The organism is Stutzerimonas sp. VN223-3 (assembly GCF_045999685.1).
Classification (GTDB): Bacteria; Pseudomonadota; Gammaproteobacteria; order Pseudomonadales; family Pseudomonadaceae; genus Stutzerimonas; species Stutzerimonas stutzeri_AR.
This window is the reverse complement of sequence record NZ_RBEC01000001.1, coordinates 1,136,931-1,159,877: the sequence shown is the minus strand read 5'-3', so window position 1 is coordinate 1,159,877 and position 22,947 is coordinate 1,136,931. Positions and strand designations below refer to the sequence as shown.

The 22,947-nt window shown below is 60.9% G+C and carries 19 protein-coding genes; 11 read left to right on the top strand and 8 right to left on the bottom strand.

Features of this window, described 5'->3' with window-relative positions; all coding sequences use genetic code 11:
* The first annotated feature begins 12 nt into the window (after positions 1 to 12).
* The 5 genes from D7241_RS05355 (at position 13) to D7241_RS05335 (ending at position 3,149) form a co-directional block, all read left to right on the top strand.
* Positions 13 to 489: a MotA/TolQ/ExbB proton channel family protein gene (locus tag D7241_RS05355; RefSeq protein ID WP_408100607.1), complete on the top strand. Its 477-nt coding sequence runs from the start codon at positions 13 to 15 to the stop codon at positions 487 to 489.
* Entirely contained in the window at positions 489 to 794 is a 306-nt protein-coding gene (locus D7241_RS05350) for a DUF2149 domain-containing protein (protein WP_408100606.1), read from the top strand. The genes D7241_RS05355 and D7241_RS05350 overlap by 1 nt, the downstream gene beginning before the upstream one ends.
* A 383-nt stretch (positions 795 to 1,177) precedes the next feature.
* Positions 1,178 to 1,837 carry a glutathione S-transferase family protein gene (locus D7241_RS05345; RefSeq protein ID WP_408100605.1) on the top strand — a complete coding sequence of 220 codons (660 nt, stop codon included), beginning with the start codon at positions 1,178 to 1,180 and terminating at the stop codon, positions 1,835 to 1,837.
* A 168-nt stretch (positions 1,838 to 2,005) separates the two neighbouring features.
* The gene (locus D7241_RS05340; protein WP_408100604.1) at positions 2,006 to 2,485 is read left to right on the top strand and encodes a VOC family protein; all 480 of its coding nucleotides are present in this window, start codon (positions 2,006 to 2,008) and stop codon (positions 2,483 to 2,485) included.
* Positions 2,486 to 2,669: 184 nt separating this feature from the next.
* Entirely contained in the window at positions 2,670 to 3,149 is a 480-nt protein-coding gene (locus D7241_RS05335) for a carboxymuconolactone decarboxylase family protein (RefSeq protein WP_408100603.1), read from the top strand.
* 75 nt (positions 3,150 to 3,224) lie between these two features.
* Here D7241_RS05335 and D7241_RS05330 read toward each other — a convergent pair whose 3' ends face one another.
* Positions 3,225 to 4,631 (bottom strand): PLP-dependent aminotransferase family protein, encoded by a 1,407-nt coding sequence (locus D7241_RS05330; protein WP_408100602.1) that lies wholly within the window; start codon positions 4,629 to 4,631, stop codon positions 3,225 to 3,227.
* A gap of 194 nt (positions 4,632 to 4,825) precedes the next feature.
* On the opposite strand from D7241_RS05330, the gene D7241_RS05325 reads away from it, so the two are divergent.
* Positions 4,826 to 5,284: a GNAT family N-acetyltransferase gene (locus D7241_RS05325; RefSeq protein ID WP_408100601.1), complete on the top strand. Its 459-nt coding sequence runs from the start codon at positions 4,826 to 4,828 to the stop codon at positions 5,282 to 5,284.
* Complete coding sequence (locus D7241_RS05320) at positions 5,277 to 5,897, top strand: FMN-dependent NADH-azoreductase (protein ID WP_408100600.1); 621 nt, start codon at positions 5,277 to 5,279, stop codon at positions 5,895 to 5,897. Before D7241_RS05325 ends, D7241_RS05320 begins: the two co-directional genes overlap by 8 nt.
* A 28-nt stretch (positions 5,898 to 5,925) precedes the next feature.
* Here D7241_RS05320 and D7241_RS05315 read toward each other — a convergent pair whose 3' ends face one another.
* Positions 5,926 to 7,956: a protein-disulfide reductase DsbD family protein gene (locus D7241_RS05315; RefSeq protein ID WP_408100599.1), complete on the bottom strand. Its 2,031-nt coding sequence runs from the start codon at positions 7,954 to 7,956 to the stop codon at positions 5,926 to 5,928.
* Positions 7,957 to 8,035: 79 nt separating this feature from the next.
* Complete coding sequence (locus D7241_RS05310; protein WP_408100598.1) at positions 8,036 to 9,016, bottom strand: TlpA family protein disulfide reductase; 981 nt, start codon at positions 9,014 to 9,016, stop codon at positions 8,036 to 8,038.
* Positions 9,017 to 9,282: 266 nt separating this feature from the next.
* On the opposite strand from D7241_RS05310, the gene D7241_RS05305 reads away from it, so the two are divergent.
* The gene (locus D7241_RS05305; RefSeq protein ID WP_408100597.1) at positions 9,283 to 10,689 is read left to right on the top strand and encodes a PLP-dependent aminotransferase family protein; all 1,407 of its coding nucleotides are present in this window, start codon (positions 9,283 to 9,285) and stop codon (positions 10,687 to 10,689) included.
* Positions 10,690 to 10,798: 109 nt separating this feature from the next.
* Here D7241_RS05305 and D7241_RS05300 read toward each other — a convergent pair whose 3' ends face one another.
* Genes D7241_RS05300 through D7241_RS05290 form a run of 3 tightly spaced genes read right to left on the bottom strand, consistent with a single transcriptional unit; the run spans position 10,799 to position 13,678 of the window.
* Complete coding sequence (locus D7241_RS05300; protein ID WP_408100596.1) at positions 10,799 to 12,202, bottom strand: sensor histidine kinase; 1,404 nt, start codon at positions 12,200 to 12,202, stop codon at positions 10,799 to 10,801.
* Positions 12,171 to 12,857, bottom strand: a complete 687-nt coding sequence (locus D7241_RS05295) for a response regulator transcription factor (RefSeq protein ID WP_408100595.1) — start codon at positions 12,855 to 12,857, stop codon at positions 12,171 to 12,173. Before D7241_RS05295 ends, D7241_RS05300 begins: the two co-directional genes overlap by 32 nt.
* Positions 12,857 to 13,678, bottom strand: a complete 822-nt coding sequence (locus tag D7241_RS05290) for a MipA/OmpV family protein (RefSeq protein ID WP_408100594.1) — start codon at positions 13,676 to 13,678, stop codon at positions 12,857 to 12,859. The genes D7241_RS05295 and D7241_RS05290 overlap by 1 nt, the downstream gene beginning before the upstream one ends.
* A 207-nt stretch (positions 13,679 to 13,885) precedes the next feature.
* Here D7241_RS05290 and D7241_RS05285 point away from each other — a divergent pair, with 207 nt between their 5' ends.
* From D7241_RS05285 to D7241_RS05275, 3 genes are read left to right on the top strand one after another with little or no spacing between them, the layout of a single operon-like run.
* Complete coding sequence (locus tag D7241_RS05285; protein WP_408100593.1) at positions 13,886 to 15,310, top strand: efflux transporter outer membrane subunit; 1,425 nt, start codon at positions 13,886 to 13,888, stop codon at positions 15,308 to 15,310.
* A gap of 55 nt (positions 15,311 to 15,365) precedes the next feature.
* A complete protein-coding gene (locus D7241_RS05280) occupies positions 15,366 to 16,553 on the top strand; it encodes an efflux RND transporter periplasmic adaptor subunit (RefSeq protein ID WP_408100592.1) in 1,188 nt (395 codons plus the stop codon).
* Positions 16,550 to 19,660: an efflux RND transporter permease subunit gene (locus D7241_RS05275; protein WP_408100591.1), complete on the top strand. Its 3,111-nt coding sequence runs from the start codon at positions 16,550 to 16,552 to the stop codon at positions 19,658 to 19,660. The genes D7241_RS05280 and D7241_RS05275 overlap by 4 nt, the downstream gene beginning before the upstream one ends.
* 48 nt (positions 19,661 to 19,708) lie before the next feature.
* On the opposite strand, the gene D7241_RS05270 is transcribed toward D7241_RS05275, so the two are convergent.
* A complete protein-coding gene (locus D7241_RS05270; protein ID WP_408100590.1) occupies positions 19,709 to 20,545 on the bottom strand; it encodes an alpha/beta hydrolase in 837 nt (278 codons plus the stop codon).
* Between the two features lie 5 nt (positions 20,546 to 20,550).
* Positions 20,551 to 22,929, bottom strand: coding sequence for a TonB-dependent siderophore receptor (locus D7241_RS05265; RefSeq protein WP_408100589.1), 2,379 nt, complete (start codon positions 22,927 to 22,929; stop codon positions 20,551 to 20,553).
* Positions 22,930 to 22,947: the final 18 nt, after the last annotated feature.

The window sequence follows — 22,947 nt, the reverse complement described above, 5'->3', positions numbered from 1 at the left end:
AAAACGAAACCTATGAACGCACTTGAAACCAGTCTTTACGAACTTACCCACATCTTCCTTGTGCCCGTTTTATTACTGATTCTCGCTGCGCTGGCGTATGCCTTCCTCGCACTGGGCAGCTTTGCGATGGAAGCCTGGCAACGCCGCAATGGCCGCTACCGCTCCGTATTGGCCGAGCATCAGGCGACAAGCGGCGGCACTAGCGATGATCTAGAACTTTGGATCATGCAACGCCTGGAATGGCTACGTGTGACCTCACGCAGCGCGCCAATGCTTGGGCTGGTCGCCACCATGATCCCCATGGGCCCCGCGCTGCTGGCGCTAACGCAAAGCGATGCGAAAGGGATAGGAGAGAATCTGGTGGTCGCCTTTTCCGCGGTCATCCTTGCGTTGATTGCATCAAGCATCACCTTCTTCATTCTTACCGTACGTCGTCGCTGGTTGCTGCAAGAATTGCGTGCCATCGAGCGCGCCGAGGTACAGCACTGATGCGGTTTCTCGACCATGACGACGACGATGATCCCCTTTTGTCGGTGGTCAACCTCATTGACCTGTTTTTAGTGGTTATCGGCATTTTACTCATCGTCATCGTCCAGAATCCGCTCAACCCGTTCAGCCAAGACAACGTCGTGGTCATTGAGAACCCGGGCGAATCGGGGATGCGTATGCTCGTGCAGGAAGGCAAGGAACTGAAGCAATACGAGTCGAACGGGGAGATTGGCGAAGGGCAAGGCGCCAAAGCCGGTATCACTTATCGCTTGAACGACGGGCGGATGATTTATGTACCGGAGTAAATCGGTTGCCTTGTTCGTAAGTTAGCCCTTATGACTGCTGCCTGCCATCGCTCAGGGCACGCCCGTTTTGCTGCTCGACGAACCCACGTCAGCGCTTGATCTGGGCCACCAGATCGAAGAGCCCGCCATGATCGGCCAGACCACGCTCAAATGCTTACGAGGCTCGCAGGCGCGCTAGCGCTTCAAGCAGTAAGACACCAGCTCCTGCAGCGCAGCAAAATCTCCGGAAGCTGCACGTACTCGCCAGCGAGGCAGCAAAGCGTCGTGCACCGTCGGCTAAACCGGGCGCGATAAATTGAGGGGGTTGTCGATTTCACATGGTCCCGTACGACTAGATCAGCAATTACCGAAATTGCGGTATCTACAAACCGACGGAGTTGGCCATGATCAAACTGTACGGAACACCCCCTACCCGCGCTTTGCGCGTTATCTGGTTACTCAACGAACTAGACCTGGATTACGAAATGCTCCCGGTGAGTATCCTTGAAGGTGAAAACCGACAACCAGACTTTCTAGCACTCAACCCCGCCGCCAAAGTCCCGGTGCTGGTCGACGAAAGCCTAGTGGTAACCGAATCGGCCGCGATTCAGCTCTACCTGGCCGAGAAAAATCCCCAGGCGAATTTCATCCCGGAGTCGGTGGAAGATCGGGCCCAGATGTATCGCTGGATTTTCTTTCTGATGACCGAGATCGAGCAGCCCCTGTGGCGCATCGTGCGTCACACGTTCCTTTACCCGGAAGAGAAGCGGTTGCCTCAGGATATCGACCTGGCGAGGCAGGATTGCTTGGAGATGGTGGCGGTGCTCGAGCGACACATGCAGGAACGCGAATTCTTGGTTGCCGACCGGGTCAGCGTAGCCGACTTCAACGCCGCTTATACGTTGGACTGGGCGAACGAAGAGAAGATGCTCGATGACGCACCGAGGTTGAAAGCGTACCTGAAGTCGATGTACGCCCGTCCCAAGGCTCCTCCAACCATCGCAGAGGCATTCGCGGCGCTTGAAAGCCAGGCAGTTGTCGGGGATGCGGTGGTGGCTGGGTAGATCCGCGGATGGCGCCAAGCGGACTGGCAACGACTGTTTCCAGTCGATTGCGAGCGTTAGCAATCGACAGCTTCGAAGCGAACGAGAGGAGGAATAAGTAGTGTCCTGCCGTCGCTTCACCCTACCTGCGCGGCTAGCTTCATCTATCAGCCAATCATGGAGACCAAAATGACCAGCAAAAACACCATCTGCCTCTGGTATGACGGCACCGCACTCGAGGCTGCAACCTTCTATGCCGAGACCTTTCCGGACAGCGCAGTGAATGCTGTCCATCGCGCGCCGGGTGACTATCCGTCGGGCAAGCAGGGAGATGTCCTGACCGTCGAGTTCACGGTAATGGGCATCCCTTGCCTCGGACTTAACGGGGGCCCGGCGTTCAAACATAACGAGGCGTTCTCGTTCCAGGTGGCGACCGACGACCAAGCCGAGACGGACCGCTTATGGAATGCGATTGTCAGTAACGGCGGCCAGGAAAGCGAATGCGGCTGGTGTAAGGACAAATGGGGCCTGTCGTGGCAAATCACGCCACGCGTATTGACGGCCGCGTATACCAGCCCTGATCGAGCAGCGGCCAAGCGCGCATTCGAAGCGATGATGGGCATGCAGAAGATCGATGTTGCGGTTATCGAAGCGGCGTTCAAGGGTTAATCGGCATTTAGATTCCGCACGGCCAGCCAAATTGGCGCCGTCAATCACGGCGCTTTCCTTGGCCTTGATGGCCTAGTCGCGAACCTTTTTTTTGGCCCTGTAGGCTAGGACGTGGCAGCGATAAAGTGTGTTTACCGCCTGCGTTACGGCACCGGTGCAACCCACTCTCATAGGAACGAACGCCATGTCCCAACGTCTTGACTACTTCAAGCTATCCCCTGACGCCGCCGGCAAGTACATCGAATTAACCCAGCTATTGAGCAAGAAGCCGTTTCTCACCGAGGTGGGGCATCTCGTCACGCTTAGGGCGTCGCAGATCAATGGTTGTGCGTTCTGCGTGGACATGCATGTCAAGGAAGCCAAGATTCACGGTGAGCGTGAATTGCGTTTGCACCACGTGACGGTCTGGCGTGAGTCGACGCTGTTCTCGGCTCGCGAGCGTGCCGCGCTGGAATGGACTGAAGCATTAACCCGCCTTGGGTCGCACGGTGTGCCTGACGAGATCTACGACAGCGTGCGCGAACAACTGTCTGATGCGGAGCTCGTTGATTTGTCGTTCCTGGTAATTTCCATCAACGGTTGGAATCGGCTAAGCGTGGCGTTTCAGGCGGTCCCAGGGGCGGCGGACAAGCTCTATGGACTGGACAAGGCCGACCTTCACTGAAGGTCGAACCGAACGGACGCCGCGGACCGAACACATGCGAAGCGTCCGACTTGTTCTCCATACGGCAGGCAGGTATCAGTCAAGCAGTCCGGCGATGCGCTCGGCGATGTCCGCCGCCGAGGCCGCATCCTTCACATTGGTGAACCCCATCAGCAACCCCTGACGTGCAGGCGCGTCCTGATACCAGTCCGACAGCGCCTGCAATGCCAGACCGGCGCGCGGTGCGCGTGCGGCAATGGCGCGGTCATCCAGCCCGTCGGCCAAGCAGGCACGCACATGCATGCCACCGGCTCTCAACTCCAGATGCATGCGCTCGCCGAGCCTTGCAGTCAGTGCTTCGCACAGCAATGCTCTACGGTGTGCGTACAGGCTGCGCATCTTTTTCAAGTGGCGGGAGAAATGGCCTTCTTCGATGAACGTCGCGGTGGTGCGTTGCAGCAACTGAGGACAATGGTTGTGCAAGGTGTCGGCCATTCGTACGAACTGTGCGACCTGCTCATTCGGCACCACGAGATAGGCCAGGCGAAGACCGGGTATCAGCACTTTGCTGAATGTGCCCGTGTAGAGCACGCGCCCTTGGGTGTCGAGGCTCTTCAGGGCAGGCAACGGTCGTCCGACGTAACGATACTCGCTGTCATAGTCGTCCTCGATGATCCAGCTGCGCTGCTCGTTTGCCCAAGCCAATAGCGCCTGCCGACGGGGCAGCGACAGGGAGACGCCCAAGGGGCTCTGGTGCGACGGGGTGACGACCGCAAAGCGCGCGTCGGGCGCGCGCTCGATACCGACATCTACGCGCAGCCCATGTTCATCCACCGGAACAGGAACGAGTTGCGTGTTCGTTTCTTCAAAAAATCGCCTCGCGAGAAAATAGCCTGGGTCTTCGAACCAGCCGCAGTCACCTGCCTTTAACACGCAGCGTGAGATCAGCTCCAGACAGGCACGATAGCCCGCGCAAATGAACACTTGATCAGGCGTGCAGACGATGCCGCGGGATATGGCGAGGTAGCGGACAAGTGCGATGCGCAGCGCTTCATCACCTTGCGGGTTGGGGTAGATCATGCCATCCAGGCCGCCTTGTTGAATGGTGCGACTGGCGAGGCGCGTCCAGGTCTTGCGCGGGAATGCATCGAGCGCCGGCAGGCCCATCTGTAAAGGTAGCGGCGCGCGGCCAGTATGGATTCCCTCGTATGCAGTTGGCGCAGGCGGAGCCGGCGTGATGCTGGACGGTGTTGGCGACAACTGTGGGCACACGATCGTACCCGCCGGACCTCGAGTCTCCAGGTAACCCTCCCCGATCAACAACTGATACGCCGCCTCCACCGTGCCCCGTGCCAGATTCAGCTCGGACGCCAACGCCCGCACCGATGGAACCCGATCGCCCGGCTTCAACTGGCCCGTGCTGATGGCGTCGCGGTAGCGGACGTACAGTTGGCGGAAAACGGGAACGGTGTTTGCGCGATCCGGCATTTCGCGACCTGGCATCGAGACCTCCTGGAGATGGCTGCCGAATAGTAGCGCACGCGGGTGTATCGGTCGGCGGCTCGTGGTGACCGATTTGTTTCCTCGTAACGAACCGTCGCGCACAGCGATGCCCCATGCATCCCGGTCGTTCTTGGCCCTGTGATCAGGGCGGTCGTCGACCTATGGTAAGGGCCCATTTCGTTGAGGAACCGACCATGAAGACTGCGCCGACCTTTAGTTATCTGAGCGAGGAGACCGATCTGCGCCGAGCCTTCGAATTAATGCGCGAGTTACGACCCCATCTGTTGGACGATGTGGCATTCCTCGCTCAGATGGCACGCCAGTTCGAGCAGCACTATCGGTTGCTAGGGGCATGGCTCGGCACCGAACTGGTCGGTCTGGCGGGCTTCCGTGCGCTGGAGAACCTGCTCTATGGCCGGTTCGTCTATGTGGACGATCTGGTGGTCGCACTGTCACAACGTCAGAACGGCGTAGGGGCGCAGCTACTGGACGCCGTGCGACGCGAGGCAACACGCGATGGATATGCGCATCTGGTGCTCGATACCGGCCTGCATATGCCGCTCGCGCAGCGGTTCTACTTTCGTGAAGGCCTGCTTGCCAAAGGGATGCACTTCGTTCAGCCATTGCAAAACGAGGGGCCGCGCCATGCGTGAGATTCTGTTGATCAACGCGAGCCCTCGCCCGGATGCGTCCGTTGGATACGAGCTGGCAAACGAACTGATCGATGTCGTGCTCATCCGCCGTCCCGATCTGAGAGTGACGCGGCGGGATCTTGGAAGCGTCGCGCTCGCACCCCTGAGTGAGTCCTACGCCGACGCGCTTACCCGTCGAACTCCGGATACCGACCCGGTCTTCGCGTTGTCAGAAAGCCTGATTGGCGAACTCGAGCGCAGCGACGCGCTGCTGATTGCCACGCCCATGCACAACTTCACGTTACCGGCGGCGCTCAAACTCTGGATCGATCACGTCGTCCGGATCGGTCGCACCTTCGCGGCGACACCCGATGGCAAAGTCGGGCTGCTGGCAGACCGTCCCGTTTATGTGATCGTCAGTTCCGGTGGTTTCCATCGCGGTGCTCGAGCCCGTCAGCCTGATTTCCTGACGGCATATCTGCGCCATGTGCTGAGCACTATCGGCTTGTTCGACGTGCACTTCGTGTACCTCGAAGGGCTGGTCACAGGCGAGGAAACAGTAAAGTCCGAATGCGAGGCCGCGCGCCAAAGATTATCCATGGAGCCACTGTTTGCGAGGCTTGCGTCGGCCTGACGGCAAGGGCGTGATAGATGCGTCGGAATTACTGTTGCACCAGTTCGAGCAGCGAGTCCGGTCCGAGGATCTGGGGCAGCAACCGTGGTTCGGCTTCGCCCACTCCGTACCACAGGTACAGCGGAACACCTGAGCGACCGTGGCGTTCGAGGAATGAGGTGATGACAGGATCGCCGTTGGTCCAATCGCCCCGCATCATTTCGACCTTGGCGGCAGCAAAGGCCTGTGCGGTTGCCTCACGGTTGATGGCGACTTGCTCGTTCACCTTGCAAGTGATGCACCAGTCGGCGGTGAAGTAGAGAAACACCGGTACCTTATCGGCGCGCAGTTGGGCTAGCTGTTGCTCGTTGAATGCGCGCTGCTGCACGTCCGAAGTCGGCGCGGTTTGCCCCGACACCTGGCTCCAGCCCAGCCCGAGCGCCAATATCAATGCCAGTGAAGCGGGTAGCCAAGCCTTGGGTTTCAGCTTCTGCTGCCGGAGGCCGGTCATCCAGAGCCCGAATGCAAGCAGCATGGCGCAGCCCAGGGATGCGACGAGCGTGCTGGCCAGGACCTGCTGGCTAAGCACCCACAGGAGGGCAAGTGCGGTGAGGAACATCGGCACCGCGAGGAGACGGCGCAGGGTTGCCATCCAGGGGCCAGGTTTGGGCAGGCGCCGCTGTAGCGCGGGAATGAACCCCAGCAGTAGAAAAGGCAAGGCGATGCCCAGGCCAAGACCGGCGAATACCAGCATGGCCGCGGCTGACGGTAGTACCAGCGCTGCGCCCAGGGCGGCGGCCATGAAAGGTCCGGAGCAAGGCGTGGCGATGAAGGCGGCGAGCACGCCGGTCCAGAAGGCACCCGCAGCGCCGCTTTGAGTGGTTAGCTTGGCACCGGCATCGATTGATGCCAGCTCGAACAGCCCGGCCAGATTGAAGGCGATGGCGGTGGTAACCAACATCAGGGCCAGAATCACTCCCGCGTTCTGCAACTGGAAGGCCCAGCCAACTTGGGCGCCACCGGCACGCAGAACGAGCAAAACGGCTCCCAGCAAGACGCACACCAGCACCACGCCGCAGGTGTAGGCCACTGCGTCGCGACGCGCTATGGCAGGGCTGACCCCAGAGCGTGCCAGGCTCATGGCTTTGAGACTCAGAATGGGAAAGACGCACGGCATCAGGTTCAGCAACAGCCCACCGGCTACCGCGCCGGCAAGGGCAATCAGGATGACGCTCAAATTATTGTCGGTTGCGCTCGTGGGGCCGCCGCGTTTCGCGTCAATATCCAGGCCAAGGCTGTCGCTCAGTTTCAGTGTGGCGACGAAAGTATCGGGTACTGCATCACCCACGCGTGTTTCCAGGATCAACTCATCGCCGCGTCGCTCGACGCGCTGGGGGGCGGCATTATCGATCGCCCCCTTGGTCGCGGAAAACAGATGCGGGTCTTCGATTGCTACGCTGGCCGGAAGGGGCACGCGAAGGCGTAGGCGCTCGCCGTCTACGCTAAAACTGGCCGGCGCCGCCAGCGGCCTAGGTAACGCCTGACGCCAACTGGCGAAGCGGGCCGTAACGTCCGACGACTGGTGACCATCGCCTACGTGCAATGTCGTTTCCAATGACGCGCGCTCAGGGACGCAGGCGTCGTACCGACAGGCCAGATATTGCATATCCACACGAATCGGCAATGCGGTCCCGTCTGGCAAATCGCTGTCAAGGGTCAGGTCTACGAGCAGCGCGTAAGGGTGCTCGTAGACATGGTTCATCAAGCCTTCAATCAGCAGCGTTTGCGGCAACGGGTAGGCGGGATCGCCCACGCTTACACCGTCCGGCAGATGCCAGGTGAACGTAGCCGGGAGGCCGACATCGCCCGGCTGCTTCCAGTAGCCGTGCCACTCGCCCTGCGGTTCCATGTAGATCGCCAATGTTGTGGTCGATCCAGATGAAGGCGACTCGGTTGCAGCGATCAGCGACGAGGCGATCAAAACATCGTCCGGACCGGGCATCTCGGCTGCGAAGCCAGGCAGATTGATAACGCACAGGCAAAGGCAGAACAGGAGCCTTTTCAGCGATAGCAGTGGCATGCGGTTCCAGAGGACGGTGTGTGAGTAAAAGGGAGGAGGCATCATGGCGCCGCCTCCCGTGACCGCAGGGCGAAACGGCTCAGCGCAGCGCCTTGACTGCCTCTACAAGATTGGTGTCCTGCGGTTTGAGGATATTGGCGACACGGCCTTGCGCATCCAATAGGACCACTGTCGGAATGTCACGAATGGCAAAGGCGCGAAAGAGTTCGTCCTGTTCGTCGAGCGCTAGCGGCAAGGCGGTAGGCGTGCTTTTTTTGTAGTCCTGCAAATCGCTGGCCGAGACCCACAGGCCTGAAGAAACGCCCAGCCACTCCATCTCGCTTTGGCCCATCAGGCTGTCTACTTCCTTACGTACGCGCAGGCATGCCTGGGACGTCTCTGGCCGGCTTTCTTCAAGATAGGATTCGCACCAGGGCGCGAAGAACACGAGCGCGCGCGGCTTGTTGTTGTCGCCATTGCCCAGCTTCACCTGATTGCCGTCCAGAGTCTCGATGTTCAGGTCGGTTACGGTGTCGCCCACGGCGAACTGCGGCGTTTCGGCCGCCGCGCTGGTCTCCGAGCGACTGGCGAAGGCTGTTTGCTCTGATACGGCACTTTCCAGCGCGGCATGCAAAGCCTGGTCATCAAGGTGACCGATATGGGATATCAGTCCATCTCGGCCGATCACCACATGCTGGGGTGTGACCCGCAGGTTGAGGTCCGCCGCAAGGCTGCCGTCATCGATCACGATCGGCATGGTCAGCTGATGCTCCTTGCGGTAGGCGCGCACCGAATCAATGTCATCGCTGAAGCCAGTGTTTACGGCGATGACTTGCACCTTGTCGCCCATTGTCTGTTGCAGCTGCTCGAAACCGGGCATCTGCTGGCGGCACGGCACGCACCAGGTGGCCCAGAATTTCAGGTAAACCGGCGTCTTGCCGTACAGCTCAGCCAGGTCGATCTTTTCTCCATCGATGGTTTCCAGCACGGCAACCGGTCCAGGCTGGCCGATCAGCGAGGCGCCGGCATTGCGTGCTCGCCGCTCACCCTCGTCGTCCAGACTGTCATCGGCGTGAGCCACGTGGAGTACGCTCCCGAGCACAAGCAGGGCTGCGAATTGCTTGATGAATGAGATGAGCGACGGTGATTGCAAAAGGGAGCTCCTTTACACCCGGCACGGGTGTGAGATGGGTCATTCGAGCGCTTCATCATATTGGCTAAAGGTTCAAGAAAAAGGACCATGAACGACAAATTGGACTGTACCATCGATGCGCCTGATTTAGTTTTCAACCACAAGGGTCGCCAGACCGACTTTGTTTTTCGTCAATGCCAGCAGGTGAAGTCTGCATGAAAGACTTGCGTATAGAACTCAACCGCGAGGCGGGGCTTTCTCTGGTTGAGCAGATCGTCGGAGCCATTGGCAGATCGATCGGCGAGGGGCATCTGTACGCTGGCGCTCGCTTGCCGTCCTGGCGGGACCTCAGCGTTCAGCTGGGCGTTGCGCGTGGCACAGTGCGGGCGGCTTATGAGCGATTGATCGACGAACAATTGATCGTCTCCCGCGGCGCTGCGGGTACCTTCGTCGCGCAGCCGTTGCCTGCGGTCCGGCCGGCTGACGCCAGCAGTCTGCGCGCACCATTGCCGGACTTCTATCAGCATCCGTTCAGCAACGCGCCCATGGTTTTCCAGGCCGGAATACCCGCGCAGGACGTTTTCCCCTACAAGGTGTGGTCACGCATTACCGCAGGCGCGGCTCGTCAGGTGGCAATGGCACCGGTCAGCTATCCGGACCCTCGCGGGGAGCCGGGCTTGCGGGCCGAGATCGCCGCCTATCTTTCTGTGGCGCGAGGCGTCATCTGTGCGCCAGAGCAAATCGTTATCACCTCGGGCTACTCTGGTGGCCTTGGGCTGATCCTGCATGCGCTCGGTTTGCGAGGGCAGACGGCGTGGATGGAGGACCCAGGCTATCCAATGACGCGAACGGCACTTTCCATGGCAGGGATCGAAACGGTTCCGGTCAGCGTGGATGCACAAGGCTTGAACGTCGAAGAAGGAATTGAACGTGCGCCAAATGCGGCGTTGGCGGTGGTGACGGCGGGCCAGCAGGCGCCACTTGGCATGACCCTTTCGCTGTCACGACGTCTTCGGTTGTTGGAGTGGGCGGACGAGAACGGGAGCTGGATTATCGAAGATGACTACCTGAGTGAGCTTCAGCTTGCCGGTCGGGCCGCCCCAGCGCTTGCCTCCCAGGATCGTTCAGGCCGGGTCATTCACATCGGCACCTTCAGCAAGACCATCAACCCGGGCCTGCGTCTGGGCTTTGTCGTGTCGCCGACCTCCCTGGCAAATCGGGTCGCAGATACCGCGGCTGCGCTGGCACCCGCTGCGTCGATCGCCAGCCAATGGGCGCTCGCGGAGTTCATGCGCAAGGGTCACTACCTGCGCCATCTGCGAAGAATGAAGCGCACCTATACTGCCCGATTGGCTGCTTTACAGCGTGCCTTGGCCGTTCCAGCCACGACCGAGGCGATGGCCGGGCTGGCCTTGCTGCTTCACTTGCCCCACGGCACCGATGACATCGCCATCAGCCAGCAGGCATTGGCATTCGGACTGGCGCCGTTACCGTTATCTACCTGGTACGCCGACGCCGCGCAGGCCCAAAGCGGTTTGCTGCTGGGCGTAACCAACGTGCCAGACGAGGGCGTCGAAGATTGCTGCAGACGCCTGGTTGAGCTCACGAAAGCCTTTTTATAAGGAGTGCGTTCGGTCTGAACGAGGTTGTCGCTTGGCCGAACGCACTGGCCACCGATATCGAATGGAAACGGGGCTATTCAATATTCACGCTTCTTCCAAATAGTGTGGCTCATGGCTCAAGTGGTGCTTTGAAGGAATCAGGCTCCTTGCGCATCCGAGAAAGGCGGAATAGCAGGCCTGGTTCCGCCTGTTGGGCAGCCAGCGTCCAGCTGTGGGCCGTTGCAATTTCCTGGCAGATGGCCAGGCCAAGTCCTGCGCCATGGTCTCTTCTGTGCGCGCCACGCCAGAAGCGTACGAACAGCTGCGTCAGCTGTTCCTCAACCACCCCCGGGCCCCAATCGCGTAGCGTTAGGGTACTGCTTCCGACCTCGATATGAACGTCGCTACCGCGAGGTGCATGCTGGATCGCGTTTTCCAGCAGGTTCTTCAGCAACGTGAAGAGGGCACCGCGATCAGCCAACCACCGTGGCTCGCTATCGCCGGCTATCACCAGTCTTACCTCTGCCGTGTCTGCCATACGCTGCAGATAACTCACCGCTTCCCTCGCTACCTCGCGAACGTTCACGGTCTCAAAACGGTAACTCTGTATCTCGCTCGCTTCGGCCAAGTGCAGCAATTGGTGTACCTGACGCGTCATATGCCCCACATCGTTGAGCAGGGATATGCGCTCATTGCCATGATCCATCAGTTCGATCTGAGCGCGGATCAACGCTAGTGGCGTCTTCAACTCATGGGCCGCTGTTGCGAGAAACTCCTGCTGAACGCGGTAGCCATGCTCCAGCCGCTCAAGCACCTTGTTGAAGCTGTCCACCAGCGGTGCAATCTCATTTGGAACCGCATCGGTCGTCAGGCGAGCGTGAAGCGAGCGAGGGGAAATTTCAGCAGCGGCATTCGATATGTCTCGCAGCGGCTTGAAGGCATATCTCAGGGTCACGTAGACGCACGCGCCGAAGATGAAGAGCAGAACCAGGCTGAACAGGATGATGCCCAGGCCAGTAAATGGCAGCGCGAACGCCCGGTAGACCAAGTGAAAAAAACGCGTACTGGCAGTGAACTGCAAGTACCAGGTTCGCCCATCGTGCTCGACTGCCTCGGTGGCACCATGCATCGTCACGCCCCTCTGGGTGAACGTGAAGCTGCCAGACTGCGGCAGGCCGGCTGCAGCGCTTTCAGGCCAGATGACCTCACTGGCGGCAGAGGTCAGAACGACCTTTCCCGATGTGTCCAGCACGCGGTAGGCCGTTTCCTGCTTCAGGCTGTCGAACACCCATTCGACGTCGAAGTCGTTTATGTCGAGCCCGACGGGAATGCCATCGCTGTCGAACAGCAGATCATCGGCCATCCCTTTCGTGGTATCGGCCACCTCTGCCCCCGAGAGTAGAGCGCCTTCCGACGTCGTGATCGCGAGGGCAACCAGCACTGCCAGGGTGGTGGTTAGCGCCGCGCCCGCAATGTACGCAAGCAGCACCTTAGCCGCGAGGCTATTGAGCCCCATCGTGCTCGCGAAGCGCATAACCATGCCCCCTGACGTTGATTATTTTGTAGCGCGAACCAATGGCTATCAGCTTGCGGCGAATACGATGCAGAGCGACGTCCAGGGCATTCGGCGTGACCGCCTCGCTCAGCCCCCAGGCTGCGGCTTCCAGCGCGCTGCGTCGCGCGACATCCTCCTGATTGTGCAGAAGCAACAGCATGATCTGCATCTCCGCTGGCGATAAGGCGACGCTTCTTTCCCCTCGCCAAAGAACCCCGGTGTCGGGACGCAACGTCAGATCGCCGTGACTGGGATTGAGCGCGCTGAGCACCACGGGGCGACGAAGCAACGCCCTCACGCGCGCCACCATTTCATCAATGGCGAATGGCTTCGGAAGGTAATCGTCTGCGCCGGCGTCCAGGCCTTCAACGCGATCATGTAACGCATCGCGTGCCGTCAAAACCAGGCAAGGCAAGCCGAGGTTCGCCTTGCGCAATTTCTGCAGCAGGATGAGCCCGTCTCCATCGGGCAACCCGCGGTCGAGAATCATCGCCTGGTAGGAAAGCTGCTGAATGGCTGCCCACGCGGCATCGACGCGGCTGACCACATCGACGGCAATGCCGGCGCCTGCCAGGCCCTTGCAGACCAGCTGCGCCAGCCGTTCGTGATCCTCGATCAGGAGAATGCGGCTCATCAGAAGCGGTACAGGTAACCGAAGCGCACGCTGTTTTCGCTGGAGGTATCTACCAGCGGGCTGTCCTCGATCTCGCTACCAAAACGGACTGCTTCCACGTCAAGAAATACGGATTGCTGTTTATCGAACATGTAGGTTCCGCGCACGCCAAATTCAGTGTTGATGGTGGATTTCCCTTCATAGGCTGCGCGGTCGAAACGGACTTCGTCGCTGCGAACGCCGAAATAGTAGTCGACATATTCCTTGTCCTGCCAGATGGCGGCCAGCCGCGGCGCGAGCATCATGTGGTCTCCGAACTCCCAGCTTCTTTCCAGGCCCAGGGTAAAGCGCTGCCCGTCGCTGTCGCCCGATACATCAGCGAGCCACTCGGCGTTGACGTTGACCAGCTCGTTCTGCCACCCCACGTTCGCTCCGGCCCAGAAGCCGCCGTCGCGATCATCCATGCCATCGAGAATCCGCGCATCGCCTTCTTCATAGCCGCTGAAGTCGTACTCGGCCACAACGTTGAAGTTGAATTGCTGAGAATCGCTTATATGCAGGCTGGGCAGCTTGATCTCAGCGTTGGGGCCGAATATCTGCACGTAGTCATTCTCAAAATAGATCAGCGGAATTACCTCGTTATCGCGGTCGATATCGGTGTAGGGCTGCTGGCTACTCGCTATGCCAAGACCCAGTCCCCAGGACGAAGATTCTTCGTCAGGATCCAGTTCGGCCGCGCGGGCCGTCAACGACGAACCCAAGCCAACGACAAGGATTGAAACCGCCATGGTGCGTGCGAGCGCACTGGATATGTTCGGAGCAGTTAAGCGGAAACGATGCATTGGGCTCTCCAGAGCAGGGATGAAGACGCCCCAATACTTAGGAGCTTCGTCTTACCGAACACTTACTGGCTGATCATTATTTGTTTCGCCGGCCGGTAAGGATCTGGAAAGGTTTGCCCACCGATAGTGACTCCCGAAAAACCGACGGCCCGTTCCGTCGCGTGATCACGTGCAGCTTTGCTCACGGAAGAAAGGGAGAGCGTCGTTTTGAATTCATCATTGAGCCTGCCATGGGTCATGCTGGCAGCTGCTGTGCTCGCCGGCTGCGCCTCTATCGCGCCGGCACCAGCGCCAGGCAGCGTCGATGCGCCCGTCGCTGCACGGTGGCATGCACCACTCCCTCATGACGGCACACTCGATGAGCTGACACGCTGGTGGGCGCAATTCGATGACCCGCTGATGCTGGACCTGATCGACGACGGGCAGCACGCCAGCGCGACGCTTGCTCAGGCATTCGCGCGTATTGCCGATGCACACGCGGCACGCGTTGGCGGTATGGCAGCTTTGCTGCCCTCGCTGGATACCGTCTTCAATGCCAGCCGGGGCCGATCCGAGGTTGGTGCCCCGGTTGCCTCGCTGTCATCGGCTAGCCTGCAGGCTAGCTGGGAGCTGGACCTGTTCGGCGCCAATCGTGCGGGCGCCAGCGCCGCGCAGGCACAGCTCGAAGCGGACTTGGGCGGATGGCATGACGCGCGCGTTTCGATTGCAGCCGAGATCGCGACGACTTACGTCGAGCTACGGGCCTGCGAGGCGCAGATCGTACAAGCCGAATTCGACGCCCGGTCACGCAGTGAAACGGCGCGATTGACCGATCTGATGGCGAACAGCGGCTTTCAGGCGCCCGCCGAGGCGGAACTTGCTCGCGCCAGTGCAGCGCAAGGGCGAGTGACATTGGCCGAGCAGCGCGCGCAGTGTGAATACCTGATCAAGTCGCTGGTCGCCCTGACCGCACGAGACGAGCTGGAGCTGCGCGCCCAACTTGACGATGCGAATGCGCGGTTGCCACGGCCTGCCGAATTTCGTGTTGCGAGCGTGCCGGCGCAGGTGCTCGTTCAGCGCCCCGATATTTATGCGGCCGCTCGTGATGTGGTCGTCGCGAGCGCCGAGTCGGTGCAGGCGCAGGCGCTGCGCTGGCCGCTCGTTACCTTGAGCGGAAACATCGGCAGTACGCGTGCCGCCGACGAGAGTGGCGTCAGCAGCAACGGCACTGTTTGGAGCGTTGGCCCGGTTGCGGTGGCGCTGCCGCTGTTCGACGCCGGTACTCGCCGGGCGAACGCCAAGGCAGCGCAGGTGCGCTATGAGGTCGCAACGGTTGTTTATGCCGACCGTTTGCGCGATGCCATTCGTGAAGTGGAGACGGCACTCGTCTCCCTGCAGAGCACGGCGACACGCAGCGACGATGCACGGCGCGCAGTCGACGGTTTCGAACGCTCGTACCGCGCCGTTGAATCCCGTTACCAAGTTGGCAATGCCAGCTTGTTCGAGCTCGAAGATGCGCGCCGCAGCAGGGTCGCCGCTCAGGTCACCTTGATCGAATTGCAACGCGAACGTGTAGCCAGCTGGATCACGCTGTACCGCGCTGTCGGCGGTGGCTGGTCCGCTGCGGGGTTGGAGGAAATCGGCGGCGTGTGACGCCTCAATAAAGCCATTCGCACATCCGGCGCCACTGCCCAGGAATACGACCACCATGAAACGAACTACCCGCCAAACTGCTTTCATTGTCACGACGATGGTCGCCGCGTTTACCATTGTGATCACAGCCCTGGCTTTGTGGACTCCTGACCGGGCGCCGCTCAACGCCGAGCCTGTCGCTACGACGAAACCCGCGCTCACGGTCGCCGTCACCACACTCCAGCCCACCACGCTGCCCATTCGGATACAGGCGAACGGCAACATAATGCCCTGGCAGGAAGCCAGCATCGGTACCGAGGCGGATGGCCTGCGTCTCGCCGAGGTCAGGGTCAATGTCGGCGACGTGGTGCGGCGTAATCAGGTGCTCGCCACCTTTGCGTCCGACACTGTGACTGCCGCGCTGGCACAAAGCCGCGCGGCTACCGCAGAGGCGGAGGCAGCGCTCGCCGAAGCCGACGCCAACGCGCAGCGCGCGCGGCAACTGCAAACCACCGGCGCATTATCGGCGCAGCAAATCAATCAGTACGTAATAGCAGAACGCACCGCGCAGGCCCGCCTTGAGGCTGCTAAAGCGACCGAACAAACGCAGCGTCTTCGCCTGGCCCAGACCCGTGTACTGGCGCCGGATGATGGTGTGATTTCGGCACGAAGCGCCACGTTGGGTGCCGTTCTTCCGGCCGGGCAGGAGCTGTTCCGCCTGATTCGCGGCCGTCGGCTCGAATGGCGCGCCGAGGTCGCAGCATCGGACCTTGCGCGATTGCAACCCGGCCAGACGGCTCAGGTGCGGTTGGTCAATGATCAGGTGGTGGAAGGCCAGCTGCGGATGATCGCCCCGATGGTCGATACGCAAACCCGCAACGGCTTGGTCTATGTCGACTTGCCCACGGACAGTCCGGCGCGCGCAGGGATGTTCGCCCGTGGCGAATTCGAGGTCGGCACCGCTCGTGCGATGACCCTGCCGCAAAGTGCGGTCCTGCTGCGCGACGGCTTCAGCTACGTACTGCGCGTCGGGGCGGATTCCACAGTTGTACAAACCAAGGTGGCAGTAGGGCGGCGAGTAGCGCAGCGCATTGAGATAACCGACGGCATCGATGCCGCAGCCGAGGTGGTTCTGACGGGTGGCGGCTTCCTTGGCGACGGCGATTTCGTTCGCGTCGTTGAAGACCCTCCCGCTTTTGGCGATGACCAGGTGACGTACGACGCCACACCCGCCAGCCACCAATTGAGCGGGAGCCTGCAATGAGCCTCAACGTCTCGTCCTGGTCGATCCGCAATCCGGTCCCGGCCATCCTGCTGTTCATCCTCCTGACGTTCGCCGGCCTGATGGGTTTCGGGATGATGAAAATCCAGGAATTTCCCGACATTGATCTGCCGGTAATAACCGTGACGGCCGAGTTGCCGGGTGCCTCGCCTGGGCAATTGGAAAACGATGTCGTCCGCAAGATCGAGGACTCGCTCGCTACGGTGCAAGGCGTCAAACACATCCAGAGCACCTTGACTGACGGCACCGCGGATATCGCAGTCGAGTTCCGCCTCGAAAAGTCGACCCAGGAAGCGCTTGATGACGTACGTGATGCGGTTGCACGCGTACGTGCCGACCTGCCTGCCGACCTGCGCGACCCAGTGATAAAAAAGCTCGAAGTCGCCGGCTCGCCGATCCTGACGTACACGGTCGCCTCGGCGCGCCTGGATGATGAAGCCTTGTCCTGGTTCGTTGATAACGACATCAGCAAGGCGTTACTCGCGGTTCCCGGTGTTGGCACGGTCACCCGGGTCGGCGGCGTCACCCGCGAAGTGCGTATCGCGTTGGACCCGGCGCAACTGCTCGCCCTGAATACCACTGCGCTGGATATCTCGCGCCAACTGCGTCAGGTGCAACAGGAAGCTTCCGGCGGTCGTGCCTACATTGGCAGTGGCGAACAGACGGTGCGCACCATCGCCACCGTACAGTCGGCCGACGAGATCGCGACGCTTGAAATCACGCTTGGCGATGGTCGGCGCGTCAGGCTCGATCAAGTCGCCACGGTCTCCGACACGGCAGCGGAGCCACGCTCGGCCGCATTCTTGAATGGCGAGCCGGTGGTTGGTTTCGAGGTCGTACGTGCGCGCGGGGCCGGTGAAGTGGATGTCGGTGAAGGTGTGCGCGCGGCGCTCGATGAGCTTAAGGCCAAGCATCCGGAAATCAGCGTCACCGAAGCGTTCAACACTGTTGATCTGGTGGTGGAGAATTACGACGGCTCTATGCACCTGCTCTATGAAGGGGCAGCTCTTGCCGTACTGGTCGTGTTTCTCTTTCTGCGCGACTGGCGGGCGACCTTTGTTGTCGCCGTGGCACTGCCGCTGTCGGCGATCCCGACCTTCGCGGTGATGTACTGGATGGGCTTCACGCTCAACACCGTGACGCTGCTGTCCTTGTCGCTGGTAATCGGCATTCTGGTGGACGACGCCATTGTCGAGATCGAAAACATCGCGCGCCATATGCGCATGGGCAAGACGCCCTACCAGGCGGCGATGGAGGCGGCTGACGAGATTGGGTTGGCGGTTGTCGCGACCACTTTCACGCTTATCGCGGTGTTCCTGCCCACCGCGTTCATGAGCGGTACCGTCGGCAAATTCTTCGTCCAGTTCGGTTGGACGGCAGCTATCGCAGTGTTCTTTTCGCTACTCGTCGCGCGCATGCTCACGCCGATGATGGCGGCCTACCTGTTGCGAGCGCCGAAGCAGCACGCGGAAAAAACGCCTGGCTGGATGAACCTGTATCTGACCTGGGCGCGACGGGGCCTACGCCATCGCATCCTGACGGTCGCGGCTGCGGCGGCATTTTTCGTGGGCGGGTTGCTACTCGCGGCGTCGTTGCCCGGTACCTTCATCCCGCCCGATGACAATTGGCAGACCCAGGTCACGCTTACGCTCGCTCCCGGCAGCACACTTGACGACACCCTCGTACTCGCCGAGCGAGCGCGCAGGCTTGTTGAGCAACATCAACACGTGAAGATGGTGTACACCAGCATCGGCGGAAGCACGGCCAGTGGCGATCCAGTCGAACCGCCCGGAAGCTCCGCCACGGATGTGCGCAAGGCGGTGCTGACACTAAATATGACGCACCGCAATGACCGCCCGGGGCTGACCAAGCAGCACATCGAAAGCCATCTGCGCGACGCACTTGCCGTATTGCCCGGCGTGCGCATCAGCGTTGGCATGGGCGGATCGGAAAATTATGTGCTGGTGCTGGCAGGCGAGGATGGTCGAATACTGACCCGTCACGCGCAGCAGGTGGAGCGCGAGCTGCGTACTATCCCTGGCGTGGGCGCCGTCACATCGACCGCCAGCCTGGTTCGCCCCGAGCTGATCGTGCGGCCTGATTTCGCCCGCGCGGCCGATCTTGGCGTCACTTCGGCAGCGATCGCCGACACCCTGCGCGTCGCCACGCTGGGCGATTACGATCAGGAACTGGCCAAGCTGAGCTTCAGCGAGCGGCAGGTGCCCGTCGTCGTACGGCTTACCGACGCCGCCCGCGGAGACTTCGACATGCTCAAGCGCCTCCCGGTCCCCGGCGCGCGCGGCCCGGTGCCGCTGGAGAACGTTGCAACGCTGGAAATCGGCAGCGGCCCTTCAGAAATTACGCGCTACGACCGCATGCGCAACATCAATTTCGAGATCGAGCTGAACGGTGAAGCGCTGGGTGACATCGAACAGGCGGTGCTGGCGCTGCCCAGTCTGCAAAGCCTGCCAGCAGGCGTGGTACAGACATCGAGCGGAGATGCCGAGGCGATGGGTGAGCTTGCCATGGGTTTCGGGTTGGCAATGCTGACGGGCGTGGTGTGTATCTACATGGTGCTGGTCCTGCTGCTGAAGGATTTCATGCAGCCGCTGACCATTCTGGCCGCACCCATGCTGTCAATTCCCGGCGCGTTCGTGGCCCTGTTCGTCACGGGAACCGCGATGTCGATGCCATCGATGATTGGGCTGATCATGCTGATGGGCATCGCCACCAAAAATTCGATTCTGCTGATCGATTACATCATCCTCGCGCGCCGCGACTATGGCCTGTCGCGGTGGGATGCGATCATCGACGCCTGCAGCAAGCGCGCCCGTCCCATCATCATGACGACGATCGCCATGGGCGCGGGGATGTTGCCGGTTGCTCTCGGCCTGGGCGCCGATCCAAGTTTTCGCGCACCGATGGCCATTGTCGTGATCGGCGGGTTGATTACCTCTACCGTGCTGAGTTTGCTCGTCATCCCGGTGTTATTCACCTACGTGGACGACATTGTGCGGTGGGTACGCAAACTCAGCCGCCGCTCCAGTGCTCACCCGTTCGAGCAAGGAGCCGTGGACGCGTCCTCCTAGCTATCCTCCCTGGCTGCTTCCGCTTGCAGGACCGGAGCTTGTCTGAAGTCAGAAACGCCGGGTACTGAGCAACTCGTTCAGCACTCGCCCGGGAACCCGGAACGGTATCGACATGTGATCCTCACCCGCTTCAACTTGGAAATCGCTGCGCAGGCCGTACTGCGAGAGGTTTTCCAGGCGTATTTGCAGGGCGCGCACATCCTGGATTTCCTGGGGCATTTCGCGATCACCGACCAGCATCGTCAGACTGCTGTGGGTCAGATTCAATTTCCCGGCATGGGCCCGTTCGGTGAAAGTTCGCTCATGTTCCAGCAGGTAGCGGTCACGCCACCACAGGCTCGGGCTGATCGCGACCACGTGCTGGAATAGCGCCGGTCGGGTGAACAGCGTGTAGACGCCGAACATGCCGCCGAAGGACCAGCCGACCAGGCTGCGTTGGTCCTGGTCGACCTTGAAACGCTCGTTGACCCTGGGCATCAGGCGCTTCTCGATGAAATCGAGGAACAGGTCTTGCCCGCCCTGTGGCGGGTCGTTGCGCTCGGCGGTTTGCGGTGGCGAAAGGTCGAAGGCGCGGCGGTTGAAGTCGTATGGCGTGTCGCTCGGGTAGCCGATGGCGACCACGATCGACTTCTTGAAGCGGTCCTGCGCCCGCTTGGCGGCGTGGAAGGCCGGAAACAAGGCATTGCCATCGACGACATAGATCACCGGATAGCCGCCGGTATAAGGCACATCGCCTTCCGGCAGGCTGATCATGATGCGGTAGTCGCGTCCTTCGGTACTCTTCATCATCCATTGCTCGGTACCGTCCAGGGTTACCGGTTCGGCCTGGGCGGCGCCCAGCCACAGGGCGCCAAGTAGCGTCGCTGCCGTTCGCAGCCAGTTCATGCCGATCACCAGCTGTAGCTCAGGCTGGTGATGACGCTGCGCGCTTCGCCGCGGTAGCAGAAGCCGCTCTGGCAGTTGATGTAGCGTTTGTCGGTCAAGTTTCGGGCATTGAGGGCCAGACGTATGCCGTCCATATCGCCACGGAAGTCGTAGTGCACGCCCGCATCGATGAGGGTGTAGTCCTCATTCTTCACGGTATTAGCGGTATCGCCGTAGTTGGTACCGGTGTATCGCGCGCCAGCAGCCAGACCCAGCCCGAACGGCAGACGGTAGTCCACCCACAGCGATGCCAGGTGACGCGGTACATTCATCGGTTCCTTGCCTTCATTACCGTCGTTGCTTTTGGTGACCTCGGGATCGTTGAAGCTATAGCTTGCCGTCATGCTCAAGCGATCGGTCAGGTCGGAAACGGCTTCCAGTTCCAGGCCACGCGATTGCTGTTCACCCGTCTCCAGGCTGAAGCCTGGCCTGGACAAATCCTGGGTAAGCACATGGGTTTGCGTCAGGTGATAGAGCGAGGCCGTAAGCATGGTGCTGCTGCCCGGCGGCTGATATTTAAGACCTACCTCGTACTGTTCGCCCTCGGTCGGTTCGTAAGGGTTGCCCAAAGGGTCAGTGGCGCTCTGCGGCAGAAACGACGTCGCGTAGCTCGCATAGGGCGCCAAGCCGTTGTCGAACAGATAAAGCGCCCCGACCGAGCCGGTGGTGGCCGAATCGCGGGTCCCGACGTTGACGTCGTCGCCAAACACATAGCCATTGGAACGCACATGTACCCAATCACGACGCAGCCCAGCGGACAACCGCCAGCGGTCGAGTTCGATCTGATCGTGCATATAAACGCCGCTGCGAAACTCGAGCCCGTCCCTGTCGACGGCGATTACGTTCGGACGTGGGATCGGTTGGTGATAGTCCGGCGCGTCACGATCAATGGAGGGCGCCGAGCCGCTGGCGTAAAGCAGCGAGGTGTCGATCCAGGCGTAGTCGAAGCCGCTGACTAGGGTGTGCTGCAGTTTTCCGGTGGCGAAGCGGCTCACCAGGCGGGTGTCCGTGGATAGCGTCGACATGTCCTCATAGCTGCCCTCGGACGAGCGAGTGAAGGTATGGCCATCACCGCTGAGGGCAAAATTCAGGTACTGGTTGGTGGTGTCCAACTGCCCGTAACGCAGGTTTTGTTGCAGGCTGAAAGTGTCGTTGAAGGTGTGCTCGAACTCATAGCCCACTGTCCACTTGCGCTGTTCGAGCTTGTCGAAGTGCTCGTCACCCACCCAGAAGTTGGTCAGGCGGTCGCCGTCCTGATAGGTCATCGGCGAGCCGGCGGTTTGCCGCTCCTGATACTGGGCCAGCAGCGTCAGACTTGTATCGGGGTCAATCTGCCAGCTCAATGAAGGCGCCAGCAGGCGCGTGTTGTTGTCCATCTGCTCGATGGAGTACTCGGCATCGCGGTAGACGCCGACGGTACGGAACAGCACGTCGCCGTCTTCATCCAGCTTGCCGCCAACGTCGAACTGCCCTTGCTTGTGGTCGTAGTTGCCGGCCTGTAATTCAATCTGGTTTTTCGCCAGCAGGCTCGGACGCTTGCTCACCCGATTGACCATGCCGCCGGGGCTGATTTGTCCGTAGAGCACGGAAGCCGGCCCCTTGAGCACTTCGATGCGCTCCAGGCTGTAAGCCTCCAGCGACGGTAACGATAACCAGCCACTTCCCGCCTGGCGCAGGCCGTCGAGGAAGTCGGCGGACTGCGTGGTTTCGAAACCACGGATGTTGATGGTGTCGAAGCGCGGGTCCAGGCCCGAGCCCCCGACGCGCACGCCGGCAGCATAGGCGACGGCGTCCTCGACCCTGTTCACCTTACGATCGGCGATCTGCTCGGCAGTCACCACGCTGATGCTCTGCGCGGTCTCCAGGATCGGCTTGTCCGTCTTGCTGGCACTGCTGGCGTTGCTGGCGAAATAGCCTTCGACCGGTGCGAAGGCATTCTGCGCCGCCGTGGCGTAGATGCTGATGGGGGCGAGTTCAAGTCTGGCGTCGGTCTCGCTCGGCAGCACGACGTAACCGGACGGCGTCTTGTGGGCGGCCAAACCGCTGCCACCGAGCAACGTCGCCAGCCCCTCTTCTAGCGAGCCGCCTCCAGCCAGACCAGGGCTGCTCAGGCCGCGTACCACGTCCGGCGAATACGACAAGGTGATGCCAGCCTGTTCGGCGAAAGTATTCAGCGCCTGCTCCAGCGGCCCGGCCGGGATGCTTGGCGCCGCCGCGGTGGCAGCCGTCGGCGCGGCCTGCAAAGATAGGCTCGCTGTGGCACCGGTCAAGGCCAGCGCCAGGCAGATGGCGCCTGACAAGGTGCGTGGCTGAAGCTGAAACGGCAAGTATCTGGCAGAGCGCATGAGGGTATCCATTAAGGG